Source organism: Prevotella sp. CAG:255, from assembly GCF_000431195.1.
Classification (GTDB): Bacteria; Bacteroidota; Bacteroidia; order Bacteroidales; family Bacteroidaceae; genus Prevotella; species Prevotella rara.
The window spans coordinates 102826-119186 of sequence record NZ_HF986861.1 but is presented as its reverse complement, the minus strand read 5'-3'; the positions used below and the strand labels follow the sequence as shown (position 1 = coordinate 119186).

The window sequence follows — 16361 nt, the reverse complement described above, 5'->3', positions numbered from 1 at the left end:
AAGGGAAGGAGCGTCAGCAGATGCGACGAGTGGCGGTGGGCAGGGTCGCTGCGGCGCACGTCGTCGAGCCATTCGCGCACCTGTCCGTCGCTGCCCGTCATCAGTGGCGGCAGCATCTTTATGTCGCGCTCAAGGCGGCGGCGCATGGCCTTGTCGGTGCCGAGTATCTTCGACGCCTCTATGCATGCCGAATATATGTCGTAAACCACGGCGCGGTCTACCGTAGGCATCATCGACAGACTTAGGTGGTTGCCCTTCTCCGACACGTATCCGTTCTCGGGCGATATGCTCGGTCCGGTTACGAGATAGCCCGTGCGCGGGTCTTTCACCATGTAGTCCATGAAGAACTCTGCCGTCCTTTTCAGCAGCGGATAGCCCGTGCGGCGCAGATAGTCGTTGTCGCGCGTGTAGAGATAGTGGCTCCACAGATGCGTGGCGAGCCATGCTCCGCCCGTTACGTTCATGCCCCAGCCTACGCCCCAGCCCGGCGAGGTGTAGCCCCATGCGTTGCACACGGTGTGTGCCACCCATCCGCCGCAGCCGTACATCTTGCGCGCCGTCACGGCTCCGCTGTCGGCAAGCATGCTGATATAGCTGAACAGCGGCTCGTTACATTCGGCCAGGTTGGCGCGGTTGGCAGCCCAGTAGTTCTGCTGTATGTTTATGTCGAGATGATAGTCGCACGTCCATGGCATGTTGCATGCCCCGTTGTCGTTCCATATTCCCTGCAGGTTGGCACACAGAGGCATGCCGCTCGGACGCGACGACGATATGAGCATGTAGCGTCCGTACTGAAAGAAGAGGGCGTCGAGCATAGGGTCGGATGCCCCTGCCTGCGCCAGCTTCAGGCGTGTGTCTGTGGGCAACTGGCAGCCTGCGCCCTCGCCCAGGGATATGTCCATGCGCCCGAAGAGTGCCGTATAGTCGGCCACGTGGGCAGCCCGAAGAGCTCCGTAGCCCTTGCCTGCGGCCTTGTCAACAGTGGCAGCGCAGAGCTGCATGTAGTCTTTGTTGTTATAGTCGGTGCGCACATCTATTATAATGGTGAGCGCGTCGGCTCACTCTATGGTTACAGTGGTGTCTGTCGTGCTTACGGTTCCGCCATCGGGCAGCAGTCTCACCTCGCCACAGAAGCTCACTCCGCCCGCTCCGTGCAGCGGAAAGTCTACCTTGCCCGCCAGCGTCAGTCCGTCTTTCGTGGCCTTCACGCCGGCCTTGCGCAGCAGGTTAAGACCGAACGTAGCCGTTATCGCTCCCCTGCGGCTGGCAGTGTAGCGCATGGCTATAACGTCGTCGGGATAGTCGGCTATATATTCCCTGCGGTAGTCTGTGTCGCCGCAACTGAACGTAACGGCCACCACCGAGCTGTCCATGTCGATGCTCCTGCGGTAGTTGCGTATCTGTCCGCACGGATATCTGAAGTCGGCCACCATGTCGCCGAGCGGCAGATGAGTGCCGAAGGAGCGGCCCAGTCCGTTGAGATATTTGTTGCCCAGCTCGTTGCCGCGCTCCGGGTCGCCGTTGAAGAAGCAGCGGCGCATCTCGTCGAGCTTATCCTTTCCGCAGATGTCGTTGTTAGATGCGTCGGGCTTTCCCGACCACAAGCTGATCTCGCCGAGGGCTATCCGCTCGCGGGCTATGCCTCCGTAGACCATAGCCGACAGGCGGCCGTTGCCCGCAGGCATGGCTTCCATCCATTCGCCGGCCGGCTGCTGATACCATAATATATTGTCGGCCCTGACCTGCAGGGCAGCAGTCATAATAAAGGCTAATATGAATGTTATTCTTGATGTCATTTTCAAAGTATCGGTTTAAGTTACAATTTTACGGCTGCAAAATTAGCAAACATCGCAATACTATACGGAAACAAAATATTCAGAAAATATAAATTTTACGCCAAAAGGAGCGAAATAGGCCAATAACAACAAGTTAGAGCTATGATGTAAGAAACAAGAAGTATAAATTACTAATTATGAAATCTTAAATTAAGAATTATGTATTGTGGATACGAAGTCCGGCGTCAGACAATTATGAAACGAGGTTCGGCGTCAGCTAATTGTTAATTATGAATCATGAATTATAAATTGTGAATACGAAGTCCGGCATCAGCCAATTATGAATTACCCCCAAAGAAATCTCTCCCCTGTCAATTTTTAATTTTTACTTTTTAATTTTTAATTTAAAAAATCCCGCTCTCTACGCCTTCGGCTTCGTGCGGTAGGCGCGCGGACTCATGCCCATTATCTTGCTGAAAAGGCGCGAGAAGTAATACGGGTCGTCCATGCCGAGCTTGTGGCATATCTGGTTCATGCGCATCTGCGTGGTGTCGAGCAGCAGGCAGGCACGCTGAATTTTCAGCAGGTTGATATAGTTTAGCGGACTGTGCCCCGTCTTCGCCTTGAACAGCATGGAGAAATGCGACGCCGAATAGCCCGTGAAGTCGGCCACCTCCTGCAGCGTCATGTGGCGTTCTATGTTCTCTTTCATATAATGTATGGCAGCCTCCACCACGTTGCCTTCGTCTATCTTCTCGCCCGCGCTGCGGTACTGGTGAACATAGCGGAGCGAGGCAAGATAGTGGTGAAAGAGCGACATGGCGTAGCGGATGTTCTCTATGCTGTAGCCCGAATTGAGCGTCTCAAACAGCTCCTCGAACATGTTTATGCGGTTGCTGATGCGCGAGTGTATGCCGGGATTCACCGACGTGGGGGCTATGGCGTCGGCGGCATAATGCGGAGCGAGCATGCCCTTGAAGTGGATCCAGTAGATAGTCCACGGCTCTTCGGCGTCTGCCTGATATCTGTGGGGCACTCCTGCGGGCAGGATAAAATACTGGTTGGCCGACACCTCGTAGCTGTTGCCGCCCACCTCATAGCTCCCGCGGCCGTCGATGCAATAGATAAACACATACTGGTCTATTGGTTCGCGGCGCTCGCGGTAGTGGTTTTCGGCCTTGGGATAATAGCCTATGTCGGTAACGTAGAGCACCGATACGATGGCGTCGGCTGCCATCATGTCGGTAACCATCTTGGGCAGCACAAGCGAGCGCTCGCCCGAAAATCCGCTCTTTATTCTAAGCATGGCGTCAAACGGTGATAGACTATGATGCAAATATACTGAAAACAATAATAAGATTGTCCATTTTATTCTGATTTTTTTCTATTTTTTATATTCTATAATGTCCGTAACTTTGCGCTGTCAAACAATATAGCAGGCAACGGCTGCCGGCGGCACAAATAATAAGATAATAAAAAAACGCCGTAAAAAGGCTGCGGAATGCATGACGACAGACAAGCCGCGGGCCATAAGAAAACGGCATGACGGGCACACGGAGGGCAACAAACATTGCCGGAAGTCGGCGCCATGGGAATATAGAAGAATGTCAAACTAAAAACCATAAGCAACCTATGAAAACGTTTAACAAGGGTTTTGTATATTTTATCTGCATCGTCTCGGCCATGGGCGGACTGCTGTTCGGCTACGACTGGGTGGTGATAGGCGGCGCCAAGCCGTTCTACGAAGTGTATTTCAACATTGCCGACGACCCTCAGATGCAGGGTCTTGCCATGAGCATAGCCCTCGTGGGATGCCTCACGGGAGCCATGACCGCCGGCAGTCTTGCCGACCGCTTCGGCCGCAAAAAGCTGCTCATCGCCTCGTCAGTGGTGTTCCTGCTGTCTGCCTACGGCACGGGATACTTCAGCCATTTCAGCTATTTTCTGGCGGCGCGCTTCCTCAGCGGCGTGGGCATAGGCATGGCTTCGGGGCTCTCGCCAATGTATATAGCCGAGGTGGCACCGTCGCACATACGCGGCAAACTGGTGTCGCTCAACCAGCTGACGATAGTGATAGGCATCCTGGCGGCACAGATAACCAACTGGCTGATAGCCGAACCCGTGGTGCACAACACCATTGACACATGGAACTGCCAGATGGGATGGCGCTGGATGTTCTGGGCGGGAGCCTTCCCGGCGCTGGCCTTCCTCATCCTTGTGTTCTTCATTCCGGAGAGTCCGCGCTGGCTTGCCATGAAGGGCGACAACAGCAGCGCACGCGACATACTTGCACGCATAGGCGGCGAGAGCTATGCCGACGAGGAGCTGTGGGCCATATCTGCCGCAGCACAGGCCGACAACAAGCAGTACGGACTGCGCACGCTGTTCCGCCGTCCGCTCGTCAGGATAGTAATAATAGGCATCGTGGTGGCTGTGTTCCAGCAGTGGAGCGGCACCAACGTGATATTCAACTACGCCCAGGAGATATTCCAGTCGGCAGGCTATTCGCTCAGCGACGTGCTGTTCAACATCGTCGTAACAGGCGTCATCAACGTGATATTCACCATCGTAGCCATATTCACCGTCGAGCGCCTCGGCCGCCGCAAGCTGATGCTGATAGGCGCATGCGGACTGGCAATAATATATCTGGTGCTGGGCACATGCTATTATTTCGAGATAAAGGGCGTGCTGATGGTTGCACTGGTGGTGTCGGCCATAGCCTGCTACGCCATGACTCTCGGCCCCGTGGCATGGGTGCTGATAGCCGAACTGTTTCCGAGCCGCGTCAGGGCTGTTGCCGTGGGCACATGCACCTTTGCGCTGTGGACGGGCAGCACCACGCTGACCTACACCTTCCCGCTGCTCAACAGCTCGCTCGGCAGCTACGGCACGTTCTGGATTTATGCCGCAATATGCGCCGCAGGCTTCGTCTACTTCATGCGCGTGCTGCCCGAAACGAAGGGCAAGTCGCTCGAGGAGATTGAGAAGGAGCTTACCAGATGACGACGCAACAGGGCGCCTGCCGCGCCCCACTGGGCATGAAGCGGCCATGGACATGACCGCAGGCAGACTTTATCGCATGCATGACATACAGCCACAAACATTGCTGCAAAAGAAAAAACAAGAACAAATAACATAACAAAGGATTAAGAAAAATGGTAAAAGCATGGAGAGAAAAGGTGGTGATACCTACCTACGAAGTGGGCTCACCTGAGAAAAATCCTATCTTTCTTGAAAAGAGAGTGTATCAGGGTTCGAGCGGAGTGGTTTATCCATATCCCGTGATCGAGTCGATTGCCGACGAGAAAACCGACAAGGAATATGAGGTTGTATTCATTGAGAACGAATATATAAAGGTGATGATTCTGCCCGAACTGGGCGGACGCGTGCAGATGGCTTACGACAAGATACGCCAGCGCCACTTTATCTACTACAACCACGTGATAAAGCCGGCACTGGTGGGTCTGGCAGGCCCCTGGATTTCGGGAGGCATCGAGTTCAACTGGCCGCAGCATCACCGCCCCAGCACCTACATGCCCGTTGACACAGCCATAGAGCACAACAGCGACGGCAGCGTGACGGTGTGGGTGAGCGAGATGGAGCGCATGTTCCATCAGAAGGGCATGGCAGGATTCACCCTGAGGCCGGGACATGCCTATCTTGAGATAAAGGGCGCGGTGTATAACCGCACCGACGTGCCGCAGACGTTCCTGTGGTGGGCCAACCCTGCCGTGGCCGTTAACGACCATTACCAGAGCGTGTTCCCGCCAGACATCAACGCGGTGTTCGACCACGGCAAGCGCGCCGTAAGCTCGTTCCCTATAGCAACGGGCACATATTACAAGATGGACTATTCGGCAGGAGTGGACATCTCTAACTATAAGAACATCTTTGTGCCCACGAGCTACATGGCCGTTAACAGCAAGTATGACTTTGAGGGCGGCTACGAGAACGACACAAAGGCCGGAGTGCTGCACGTGGCAAACCACCACATCTCGCCCGGAAAGAAGCAGTGGACATGGGGCAACGGCGACTTCGGACGCGCATGGGACCGCAACCTGACCGACACCGACGGCCCTTACATTGAGCTTATGGCGGGCGTGTACACCGAGAACCAGCCCGACTTCACATGGCTTCAGCCCTATGAGGAGAAGTCGTTTGTGCAGTATTTCCTGCCCTACCGCGAGCTGGGCGTGGTGAAGAACGCCACGAAAGACCTGCTGATGAACATCGATCAGGACGGCAAGTCGGGCAAGGTGAACTTCAAGATATTTGCAACATCGGAGCAGCACGTATGCGTCGAGCTGCGCAACGACGACGGAACGGTGTATTACAGCAAGGAGGTTACGATAACCCCGGAGAACATCATGGAGGAGAATGTGGACGTGAAGGGCGCAAGACTCTGTCAGCTCAACCTCAGCATAACAGCCGGCGGACGCACGCTGCTGACATGGCACAGCGAGCCCGACGAGGTAAGACCTATACCCGACGCTGCCGAAGCTGCCCTGCTGCCCGAAGAGATAAAGACCACGGAGCAGCTCTATCTTACAGGTCTGCACCTTGAGCAATACCGCCACGCCACATACAACCCCGTTGACTACTACGAAGAGGCTCTGCGCCGCGACCCGCTTGACATGAGAAACAACAACGCCCTCGGTCTGTGGTACATCCGCAAGGGGCGCTTTGAGCGTGCCGAGAAGTATCTGCGCACGGCTGTCAGGGTGCTTATGAAGCGCAACCCCAACCCGTACGACGGCGAACCGATATACAACCTCGGACTGGCGCTGAAGTATCAGGGCCGCACCGACGAGGCCTACGACCAGTTCTACAAGTCGACATGGAACGGAGCATGGCAGGATGCGGGCTATTTTGCCTGCGCGCAGATATCTCTGATGCGCAACTGCCTGACTGACGCCATGGACGAGATAGACCGCTCGCTGATACGCAACTGGCACAACCACAAGGCGCGCGCGCTGAAAACGACCATACTGCGCAAGGCGGGACGCAACGACGAGGCTCTGAAACTGATTGAGGAGTCGCTCAAGATAGACAGATTCAACTATGGCTGTCTGTTTGAGAAATATATCATAACTGGCGACAACGACACGCTGCAGCTGCTGAAGACGATGATGAGACGATGCGCCAACAACTACGACGAGATAGCGCTCGACTACTGTGCGGCAGGCTGCACCTGCGAGGCGCTGAAGCTGTGGAGCATAGCTATAGAAGAGGGAGCACTGACGCCGATGACATACTATTATATGGGCTGGTGCAACGCCGCAACCGACGCCGAGGCAGCCAAAGAGCTGTTTGCCAAGGCAGAGGCATATCCTTCTGACTACTGCTTCCCCAACCGCCTTGAAGCCGTGCTCGCGCTCAACTGCGCCATGGCATATCTGCCCCGGGCAGCCAAGGCACCTTACTATCTGGGCTGCCTCTACTACGACAAGCGGCAGTATGACCTTGCGATAAAGGCATGGGAAAGATCGGCCGCAGCCGACGACAAGTTCCCCACGGTGTGGCGCAATCTTGCCCTGGCTGCGTTCAACAAGCAGGGCGACAAGGACAAGGCCGTGAGACTAATGGAGAAGGCTTTTGCGCTTGACAACACCGACGCCCGCGTGCTAATGGAGCTCGACCAGCTGTATAAATGCGTGCGCCGTCCTCACACCGAGCGTCTCGCTCTGCTCAGAAAATACGGCAACCTCGTTGCCAGGCGCGACGACCTGCTGCTCGAGGAGATTACCCTGCTCAACCAGACAGGACAGTATGAGGAGGCTAAGACCAAGCTCGACGCCCACATATTCCACCCCTGGGAGGGCGGCGAAGGCAAGGTGCCGGCACAATATCAGTTTGCACGCGTCGAACTGGCAAAGAAGGCCATAGCCGAAGGGCGACATGCCGACGCCGTGAGCCTGCTCGAAGAGTGCCTCACATATCCTCATCATCTCGGCGAAGGCAAGCTGCACGGAGCGCAGGAGAACGACTTCTACTATCTGATGGGCGTGGCATACGACGCCATGGGACAGACCGACAAGGCACGCCAGTGCTGGCTGAAGGCAACCGAAGGCCCCACAGAGCCTGCCGCAGCGCTCTACTATAACGACGCAAAGCCCGACAAGATATTCTATCAGGGCATGGCGCTGCTCAAGCTGGGCCGCACGGGCGAGGCCAACGGCCGTTTCCACAAGCTGGTGAACTATGGCGAGAAGCATCTCTTCGACAAGGTAAGGATGGACTATTTCGCCGTATCCCTGCCCGACCTTCTGATATGGGAAGACGACCTGCAGGTGCGCAACGAGATTCACTGCAAATACATGATGGCACTGGGCTACTGCGGACTCGGCAACAAGGACAAGAGCATGCGCTATCTTGGCGAGGCCGAAGCCCTGGACATCAATCATCAGGGAATACAGGCATTCAAGACTTTATAATTAATTTGTCTGTTGTTAACAAAACATGTTTTAATTACAGATGCGGCGGGGCTGTGACAGTTCTGCCGCATTTTTTATGCCGTCATGAAGTGAGCCGCCTGCAAGGCTGCTGATAAGGCATCGGCATACGGCTCGACATAAGGCGGCATATTGCAAGACGAAACGCGGCCTTTAACACGCCGGAAAGCCACGTTTTGCGAGCTAAAATGTCATGTTTTACATTGTAATTAAAACGGAAGAGTTTTGTGTCGGTCAGTAATTTTTATATATACCTAATAAGCATTTTGTCAGAGTAACAGACACTTTTGCTTACATATTTTAAAACCATAAATACACGTAGGCAAAGGCCTTCACCGCAAAACGACAAAAAAACGCGCCCCGAAAGCCTATGGCAGGGGCGCGCTCCACGGTTGAAAACAAACCATGTTACTACTCTCTAACAATTAATCGAAAATACGTATTTAATCACATGGCGGTATGTCTCGCCCGGCATCAGCACCTGGCACGGCAGTGAAGGATGGTTGGGAGCGTCGGGCGCACCCTGACATTCAATGGCCACGCCGTCGTGGTCGGCATACCTTCGGCCGCTCTTGCCCACGGGCAGGTTGTCGGCAAGCCAGTTGCCCGTGTAGAGCATGGCTCCGCACTGTGTGGAGTAGACGCTCAGACGTCGGCGGCTCTCATCGTCGTCGAGCACAGCCACGAGCCTCAGCCGGCCGTCGCCGTTCCATCCGTCTACGAAGAAGAAGTGGTTGTATCCCTTGCCCGTCCTCATGTTGCTGAAGTCGGCACCGATGTCCCTGCCCAGCGCCTTGGCCTGCAGAAAGTCCATCGGAGTGCCCTCCACCGGCTCTATGCTTCCCAGCGGAATGTCCGTGACGTCGGCAGGCAGCCATCTGTGGCAGTTAAGCCTGAGCCGCTGACTCAGGCACGAGCCAGAGCCTTCGCCCGCAAGGTTGAAGTAGGCATGGTTGGTAAGATTGACAATGGTGGGCCTGTCGGCAGTTGCCTCATAGCTTATGGTCAGCTCGTTATCGTCGTTCCACACATAGTCAACCGCCACGTCCATGGCTCCCGGATATCCCTCCTCGCCGTCGGCGGCATGATACGTGAACCTTACGCCGCCGTCATGAGGCTCGGCATCCCATATCACGTTGTGAAATCCGTCGTTGCCCCCGTGCAGCGCGTTGGGCGGATTGTTGATAGCCAACTGATACTCGTCCCTGCCTATGCTGAACCTGCCGCGAGCAATGCGGTTGGCATATCGTCCGGGCGTCTTTCCGGCGCATGCGCTGTCGTAGAGATAGTCGGCAGGCCGGGCATATCCCAGCACCACGTCGTCTATCCGTCCGCGTGCGTCGGGCACCCTTATAGCCGTGATGCCCGCGCCAAGCGACGACAGAGCAGCCTCGCAGCCCTGCGAGTTGACAAGGCGGAACACCCTGAACGTGCCCTTTGCCGAGCTTATATCATTGCTGAATATATCCATCTTTTTTGCATGCAAAGTTAGCATCATGCGGCTGAAGGACAAAGCACGCGCATGTCAGAAAATGTAAATTATTCGTCAAAACGCCTGCCTGCGCCCTGATTTTAGGCAGAAAATAACAAGTGTTACGGCCAACATCATAAAGCATATCTTTGCTTTTATGGTAAAAAAATATTATTTTTGCCAAAACGTTAACAATATATTATCACACAATCTAAAATCATTCACAACATGAATATTAAACATTCAGCAGCGTCGGCAGCATATCTTATTCTGGCATTCACGGCCATATGGCTTGCACCGACTGAGACAAAAGCACAAGTAACCTACGAGACATTCATATATACGAGCGACGCCCTTAGCAGCGAGATACAGGACCTGAGCAACGAGCGCGCTGCCCGCGGAGGCTACATGGCCGACCTGGGCATGGCCATGGCAAACGCCGGAAAGGGCATTGCCGGGGGATACGTGACGAGCTTCATCGACATGGGCGTCAACGCCATAGCATCGCTCATAACAAGACCGTCGCGACTGAAGAACGAATGGGAGGAGACGGTTAAGGCCGAGAGCACCTTCGAGACCAAGTTCGGCACGGTGAGCGAGCTCAACGACTTCTATTCGGTGCCGTCGACAGACGGGGCGATGGACCCGCGCGGCATGCGCTTCAACGGCATAGGATGCCTGCGCCGCGGCGAGAAAGGCGACACCGTGTTCTACATATCATGCCACGTGGACCACAGCAAGCTCTACCGCATAGTGAACCACTCTAAGTTTGAGCTGGTGCTCGACACGCTCATACTATGCCCGAAGGAGTCTAACCTGCCCAACTCATCGCTGCCCCTGCCCTTCTATTTCAGCGAGCGCGGCAGCTATCAGATAGACATGACCATGACGCTTACATCGTCGTGGATAAACGAGCTGACCGTGCTTCAGAAAGACAAGGAGCTGGGACGCTTCGAGCTGACCGTGCCCATCGACTCGTCGCAGGTGGCGGCCGACGGCAAATACCGCTACGTGCGCGGACGCAGCAAGGGCTCGCCACTGGTGATAAAGGGCGAGAGCTTCATCGTGCCGCGCTCGTTCATGGCATACCGCGACGAGAACGACCAGTATCACAACAGCTGGGGAACGGGCGAATACAAGATGTCTGTAACGCTGAAGGAGAGCTGCGACGTAACCGACGAATACCGCGACGAATGGCGAAACGACCGCAAGCGCCGCAAGAAACTGACGCCGAAGGAGGGCTGGACCGACAACGTATGGAAGGTGATAGAGTCGCAGAAATGGGACGAGATATCAAAGCAATGGGTGATAACCACGCTGAGCGCACCTGCCGACATGATAACGGGCGACATAATAGACAAGCTCGACCTGGCACCCGACAAATAGCAACAGGCACATGCCTAAAGCCGGGAGGACGGATGGACAAGGCGCAGGCACGACATCAACAGGCACCCGGCAACGGCTGGACAACAATAACATAAAACGGCTTATGAAACCACTGTTATGTCTATTTATACTTATGTCGCTTCTTGCCGCGCCGACGCATGCCGGCAAGACATATGCTGCGGCAGCAAGCCACGCCGCACACAGGGCCGCCACACAGCAGGATGACGACAAGGCAAGGAGCGAAGCCATAACCGACATATTGGCCCACCGCAGATGGGCGGCTGCCAACGTAGACACGGCATTTGCCACAGACGCCGACCTGCTGAGGGCTGCCGCCGACGCCGCTGCCACGCTGTCGCGCGAGCCGGCATACACGGCAGTGCTGCGCAAGGCCGCAGCGCTGGTGCCCGCACTTGCCGAATATGCATCATTCAGACAGACCGACAGCCTTGACCATGCCGACAGGCGCAAGACCGAAGCCCTCGAGGCCATAGCCCTGGCAGCACAGAAGACAGTGCCGCAAAGGCCCGACGTGGAGGCAAGGGCAAGATACCACATAGCCGTAATATCCGTGCAGACCGACGCAGGCCGCGCATACAGCTCGATATGCGACGCCTGCAGGCTGGCAGAAAAGAGCCGCGGCGGAATAAGCAAGGACAGGATTACGGCCGAAACAATGCTCTACAACGCCACACGACTATTCATAAAAGCCAACTACACCGAGGGCGACTCTCCGCTGCTTTATGCCGAGGAGAGCAGGCTCGAGCACGATTTTCTCAGATACTTCAGAGGACGCAAGGGCACGGCAGACGACGCGCTGACCATGTCGATGCTTGCCATGATAAGGCAGGGGCGCGGCTTCGGGCGCGAGTCTGACGAAGCCGACGTGGCAGAATTCGGCGGCAGCAGACCGGCAGAACTGCCCGACAGCGTGGCAACGGCCGAATGGCTCTTGGGCAGATACTATCTGAAAGAAGCCTTCAGGATAGCATCGGGAGCGTTGGGATACAGCCATCCCGACGTGATGTCAATGCGGCTTATGACGCTTGCTGCCGGCTCGCCGTGCTTCGACAGCATGTTCGTCTACGCCCTTGCCTACTGGCCGCTGGGCACACCTATGCTCTGCGACGTAAAGATAGCCAAATGGACTACTGCCCTTAACGATGGGACAGACGTGTCGGAAAGCAGAAAATACGCCACTTACCTGAAATATTACCGCAACTATTACGGCGAAGACAGCAGGGCGTATGCCGACATGCTGCAGCAGGTGGCGCTGATAAGACTCATGGACAACATAGCCGACGGACAGGCGGGCGACGGCTCGCAGCTGGTTGAGCTCTACATAAAACTGATGAACCGGACGGGCAGGTGCGACGACAGATACATCGATGCGTGCGACGGATTCATGACGCTGGCATCGCTGGTAGACCCGAAGATATATCTCCGCCTGTCTGAAGAGATAATGAAATGTTATGCCGAAAGGAGCACGCAGCCCAGCTGGACGCGCGTGGCAACAGGCGGAAAGATAGCCACACGACTGGCACAGAACGCCGAACACGACAAGGCGCTCGACATGCAGCGCAAGACGGTGGACGAGGCAACGATGCTGCCCGGAACCATAGGACGCCGATATGAAGCCAAGGCACGATACGACCTGGCAGTGCTATACGGCAGCAGCGGACAGCCCGCCGACTCGGCAACGGTGGACAGCTGCTGGCAGGCAGCACTGAAAACCTACGGCGAGGCAAGGCTCGAAAAGTTTATGCCGGCCATGAGCTATGCCGTGCATCTCGCTGACGAATACCGGCTCGACGATGCCGCCGGCGTGGTGACAAAGCTGATAAAGGACGACGGCAAGACCATGCGCAAGGCATATCTGGCAAGCGCCCGCACACTGCTCGGACGCATAAGGATGATGCAGGGCAAGAACGACAGGAAGACAAGGCGACTGTTTGAGTCGGCTGCCGAGCCGCTGCTGACAGACACCGCACAGCTGCCGTCGCTCGCCGTAAACGGATATCTGTATCTCAGCGCATGGCACATCAGCGAGAACAGGCCCGACTCTGCCGAATTCTATCTTCAGCGAGGATACCTCCTGGCAAAGAAGATAACCGACATTTCGCCCGGATTTTATCTCAACTTCTCAAAGAATCTGTACACTCTTTACATGGCTCTCGGACAAGACCACAAGGCTGAGGAGCTGAACGAGAGCATGATAGAGGAGCTTGAGAGGGACAACATGCAGGGCACCACGACATATCTCGACTGCATGTGGAACCGCGTGGACATAACGCGGCTGAGGACTCCGGGCAACCTCAACAAGATTTTCACGCAGTGCACGGGCATAATATCGCCCACATTCCTCGTATATAAAATGGGCAACTACAACAAGGACATAAAGTATTCGTATGTGTTAAGACTGCTCACAAACATTGTAACCAACGGCACCAGACTGTATGCTACAACACCTGCTGCGGCGGAACAGCAGGACGGAGCCGGAAACTCGCGCGAATACATAAGCAGCCAGCTGGGCGAACTGATACCGCAGCTGCTCGACATGGAGCAGGGATATCCCGGCTTTGTGCAGGGTGCCGACTACCGTGTACTGCCCGAATACTATATGCTCATACAGGCTCTTGCCAACTATTACGGCATGGTAAGAGACACATCAAAGATCACTCACTACTACAGACTGATGGCCGAAGCCGACTCGCTGTGCCACAGGCCGTGGACGGCGGCACAGAACATGGCAGGACTTTACGTCATGCGCGGCGACTTCAGGAGCGCGCTGCCCTACAACACCGAATGCTACAGGCAGCTTGACCGTTTCTCAATATTCGACCAGATACAGATAAGCCGCTGGCAGGCAGAGCTGTGCTATGCGCTCAACAGAGACGACGAAGCCGTGGAAGCTGCAGCCGGATACGCCGGTCAGATACGCAGATATGTGCTCTCAAACTTCGACTATCTTGGCTCTGACGAACGCGCGCAGTTTCTTGCCGACCACAGCACAAGCGGCCTGATGATCAACTGGATGCTGCCGCGCAAGAGCCGTGAGCTGGCAGCTCAGGCCTACGACGCAGCACTGTTTGACAAAGGTCTGCTGCTGCATTCGTGGGAACGCATACGCCGCTCGATAATACGCTCGGGCGACAATGCGCTGATATCTCAGCTCGACACGCTTGCACGCCTTAACGAAGCGGCACGCGCTCTCAACGCAGGAACAGGCGACACAGAGACGAGCAAGCAGCTGAGCGACATACAGCAGCAGATAGAGCGCATAGAGAAGAGCCTGGCACGCAGCACCGAGGCCTACCGCACAGACACCATGAGAGTTGTGTCGTGGCAGGAGATCAGAAAGGCACTCAGCCCCGGCGAGGCAGCCATAGAGTTTGTAGCCACCGACACGGCCCTGGCAGCCCTCATAATAAAGCCCGGACTTGAACGTCCCGCTGCCGTGATGCTCAACGGTGCAAGACAGCTGACCGCGCTGCTCAGACAAACCGACTTCATGCCTGCCGAAACACGTGTGCGCAGGCTCTACACCTTCGGAAGGTCAAAGCTCTACGACATAATATGGCGGCCGCTTGAGCAATATCTCGGCAACACGGCCACCGTATACTTCTCGCCCACAGGCGAACTCAACCGCATTGCCTTTGCCGCCATACCCGTATCGGCCGACAGCTGCCTCATAGACAGATACGACCTGCGCCAGCTGTCTACCACGGCAAGACTCGTAAGCAGAGCCGGAAAGCACGACATAAGGACGGCAACCGTGTTCGGAGGCATCTACTACAGCGACGGACAGGCTGCGCAGGCAGCAGGCAACGGCAGCAACAACACACGAGCAGCTATGCAGGAAGCCTTCGTATATCTTGACGAGACGCGACGCGAGACCGACGCCATAGCCCGATGCATGGCCAAAGCCGACATCAAGGCCGACACCATAACGGGCAGCAACGCCACCGAAACGGCATTCTACAAGCTCGACGGACAGAGCACGGACATAATACATCTGGCCACGCACGGATTCTTCATTGACGGCTCAAAGGATGCCGACGAATATGCGTTCCTGCGCAACCATCCCGGCTCAAAGCACCACGCCATGCAGCGCACGGGACTTGCCTTCGTAGGCGCCAACGCCACATGGACGGGCGAACGCAAGCCCGACCGCGAGGACGGCATACTGACCGCCAACGAGCTGTCGCTGCTCGACCTTGGCAACACCGACATGGCTGTGCTGTCGGCATGCGAGACGGCACTGGGAAGCTACACCACCGAGGGCGTGTACGGACTGCAGCGCGGATTTAAGGAGGCCGGCGTCAACACGCTGATGATGTCGCTATGGAACGTGAACGACCGCGCCACGGCGATATTCATGCAGGACTTCTACAGGCTGTGGCTCGGCGGAATGACCAAGCGCGAGGCCTTCAGGACTGCCGTGAACAACATGAGACAGCAGCACCGCGAGCCGTTCTTCTGGGCTGCCTTCACCCTGCTTGACGCCGAATAAGGCCGCGCCGACCCGACGGCACCTCCGACAGAGGCAAGGGGAAAGACAGCAGAAAGGACATGAATGAACATTGACTGACAACTAAAATATTACTGACATGAGAAAAATATTATTGCTTGTGCTTGCCGTATGTGCATCGGCCATACATGCGCAAAACACAACCGAACTGATGATGAAGGCCGAAAAGGCGTGCATGATGATACGCGACGCCGTTACGGCACGCTCTGCCGACAACGTGATGGCGGGCATGGAGATGATAAGCGAGATACCGTTCAGCGAACTGACGCTAAGCTCTGTCGACACCAAAAGCGCCGTGCCGATGCGCGGACATCTGCAATATAACGTTGAATATCTTGACGAACTGCTGCTGAAAAACCTCGACATGAGGCTCATAGAGGTTGAAGACGCCTACAAGATGAGGGCAACGAGCGCTCCGCTAAGATGCACCCACCGCGCCGTGGCGGCAGGCGGCAGCGTAACTTACTCGATGATGGCGCAGGGCGAACAGCAGCTGATGGTGGTGCCCGAGTGCGGAGGCAAAGTGAATCTCTACGTAGACGACAAGGGCAGCGGCCGCAAACTGGCAGACAAGGCCGACGGAGGCAAGGACTGCTGCACGCTCAACTGGACGATAGAACGTGCCGGCGAACTGGTGATAACCGTGGAGAACAAGTCGGACAAAGACCTGAGCTTTATCATCGTGTCCAACTGAACAGCCCCAAGCAGCTAAAGGCATAAGACAAGCCGAAACGGCTGAAGCGGCA

The 16361-nt window shown here is 55.8% G+C and carries 9 protein-coding genes; 5 read left to right on the top strand and 4 right to left on the bottom strand.

From position 1 onward, the window contains the following. The 3 genes from QVO66_RS12550 to QVO66_RS12540 all read right to left on the bottom strand — a co-directional run. A partial coding sequence (locus QVO66_RS12550) for a glycosyl hydrolase family 95 catalytic domain-containing protein (RefSeq protein WP_441295437.1) occupies positions 1-1031 on the bottom strand: 1031 nt, incomplete at its 3' end. Positions 1032-1058: 27 nt separating this feature from the next. Next, positions 1059-1796, bottom strand: coding sequence for a glycoside hydrolase family 95 protein (locus tag QVO66_RS12545; protein WP_021855840.1), 738 nt, complete (start codon positions 1794-1796; stop codon positions 1059-1061). A 400-nt stretch (positions 1797-2196) separates the two neighbouring features. Next, positions 2197-3081 (bottom strand): AraC family transcriptional regulator, encoded by an 885-nt coding sequence (locus tag QVO66_RS12540; protein ID WP_288172874.1) that lies wholly within the window; start codon positions 3079-3081, stop codon positions 2197-2199. A gap of 326 nt (positions 3082-3407) precedes the next feature. On the opposite strand from QVO66_RS12540, the gene QVO66_RS12535 reads away from it, so the two are divergent. After that, positions 3408-4778, top strand: coding sequence for a sugar porter family MFS transporter (locus tag QVO66_RS12535; RefSeq protein ID WP_021855838.1), 1371 nt, complete (start codon positions 3408-3410; stop codon positions 4776-4778). A 152-nt stretch (positions 4779-4930) separates the two neighbouring features. Next, positions 4931-8209 (top strand): DUF5107 domain-containing protein, encoded by a 3279-nt coding sequence (locus tag QVO66_RS12530; RefSeq protein WP_021855837.1) that lies wholly within the window; start codon positions 4931-4933, stop codon positions 8207-8209. Positions 8210-8645: 436 nt separating this feature from the next. On the opposite strand, the gene QVO66_RS12525 is transcribed toward QVO66_RS12530, so the two are convergent. Next, entirely contained in the window at positions 8646-9698 is a 1053-nt protein-coding gene (locus tag QVO66_RS12525) for an aldose epimerase family protein (protein ID WP_021855836.1), read from the bottom strand. Positions 9699-9926: 228 nt separating this feature from the next. On the opposite strand from QVO66_RS12525, the gene QVO66_RS12520 reads away from it, so the two are divergent. From QVO66_RS12520 to QVO66_RS12510, 3 genes are all read left to right on the top strand, one after another. After that, positions 9927-11084: a hypothetical protein gene (locus QVO66_RS12520; RefSeq protein WP_021855834.1), complete on the top strand. Its 1158-nt coding sequence runs from the start codon at positions 9927-9929 to the stop codon at positions 11082-11084. 103 nt (positions 11085-11187) lie between these two features. Then, a complete protein-coding gene (locus QVO66_RS12515) occupies positions 11188-15597 on the top strand; it encodes a CHAT domain-containing protein (protein ID WP_021855833.1) in 4410 nt (1469 codons plus the stop codon). A gap of 97 nt (positions 15598-15694) precedes the next feature. Beyond that, entirely contained in the window at positions 15695-16309 is a 615-nt protein-coding gene (locus QVO66_RS12510; RefSeq protein ID WP_021855832.1) for a hypothetical protein, read from the top strand. The last annotated feature ends 52 nt before the right edge of the window (positions 16310-16361 follow it).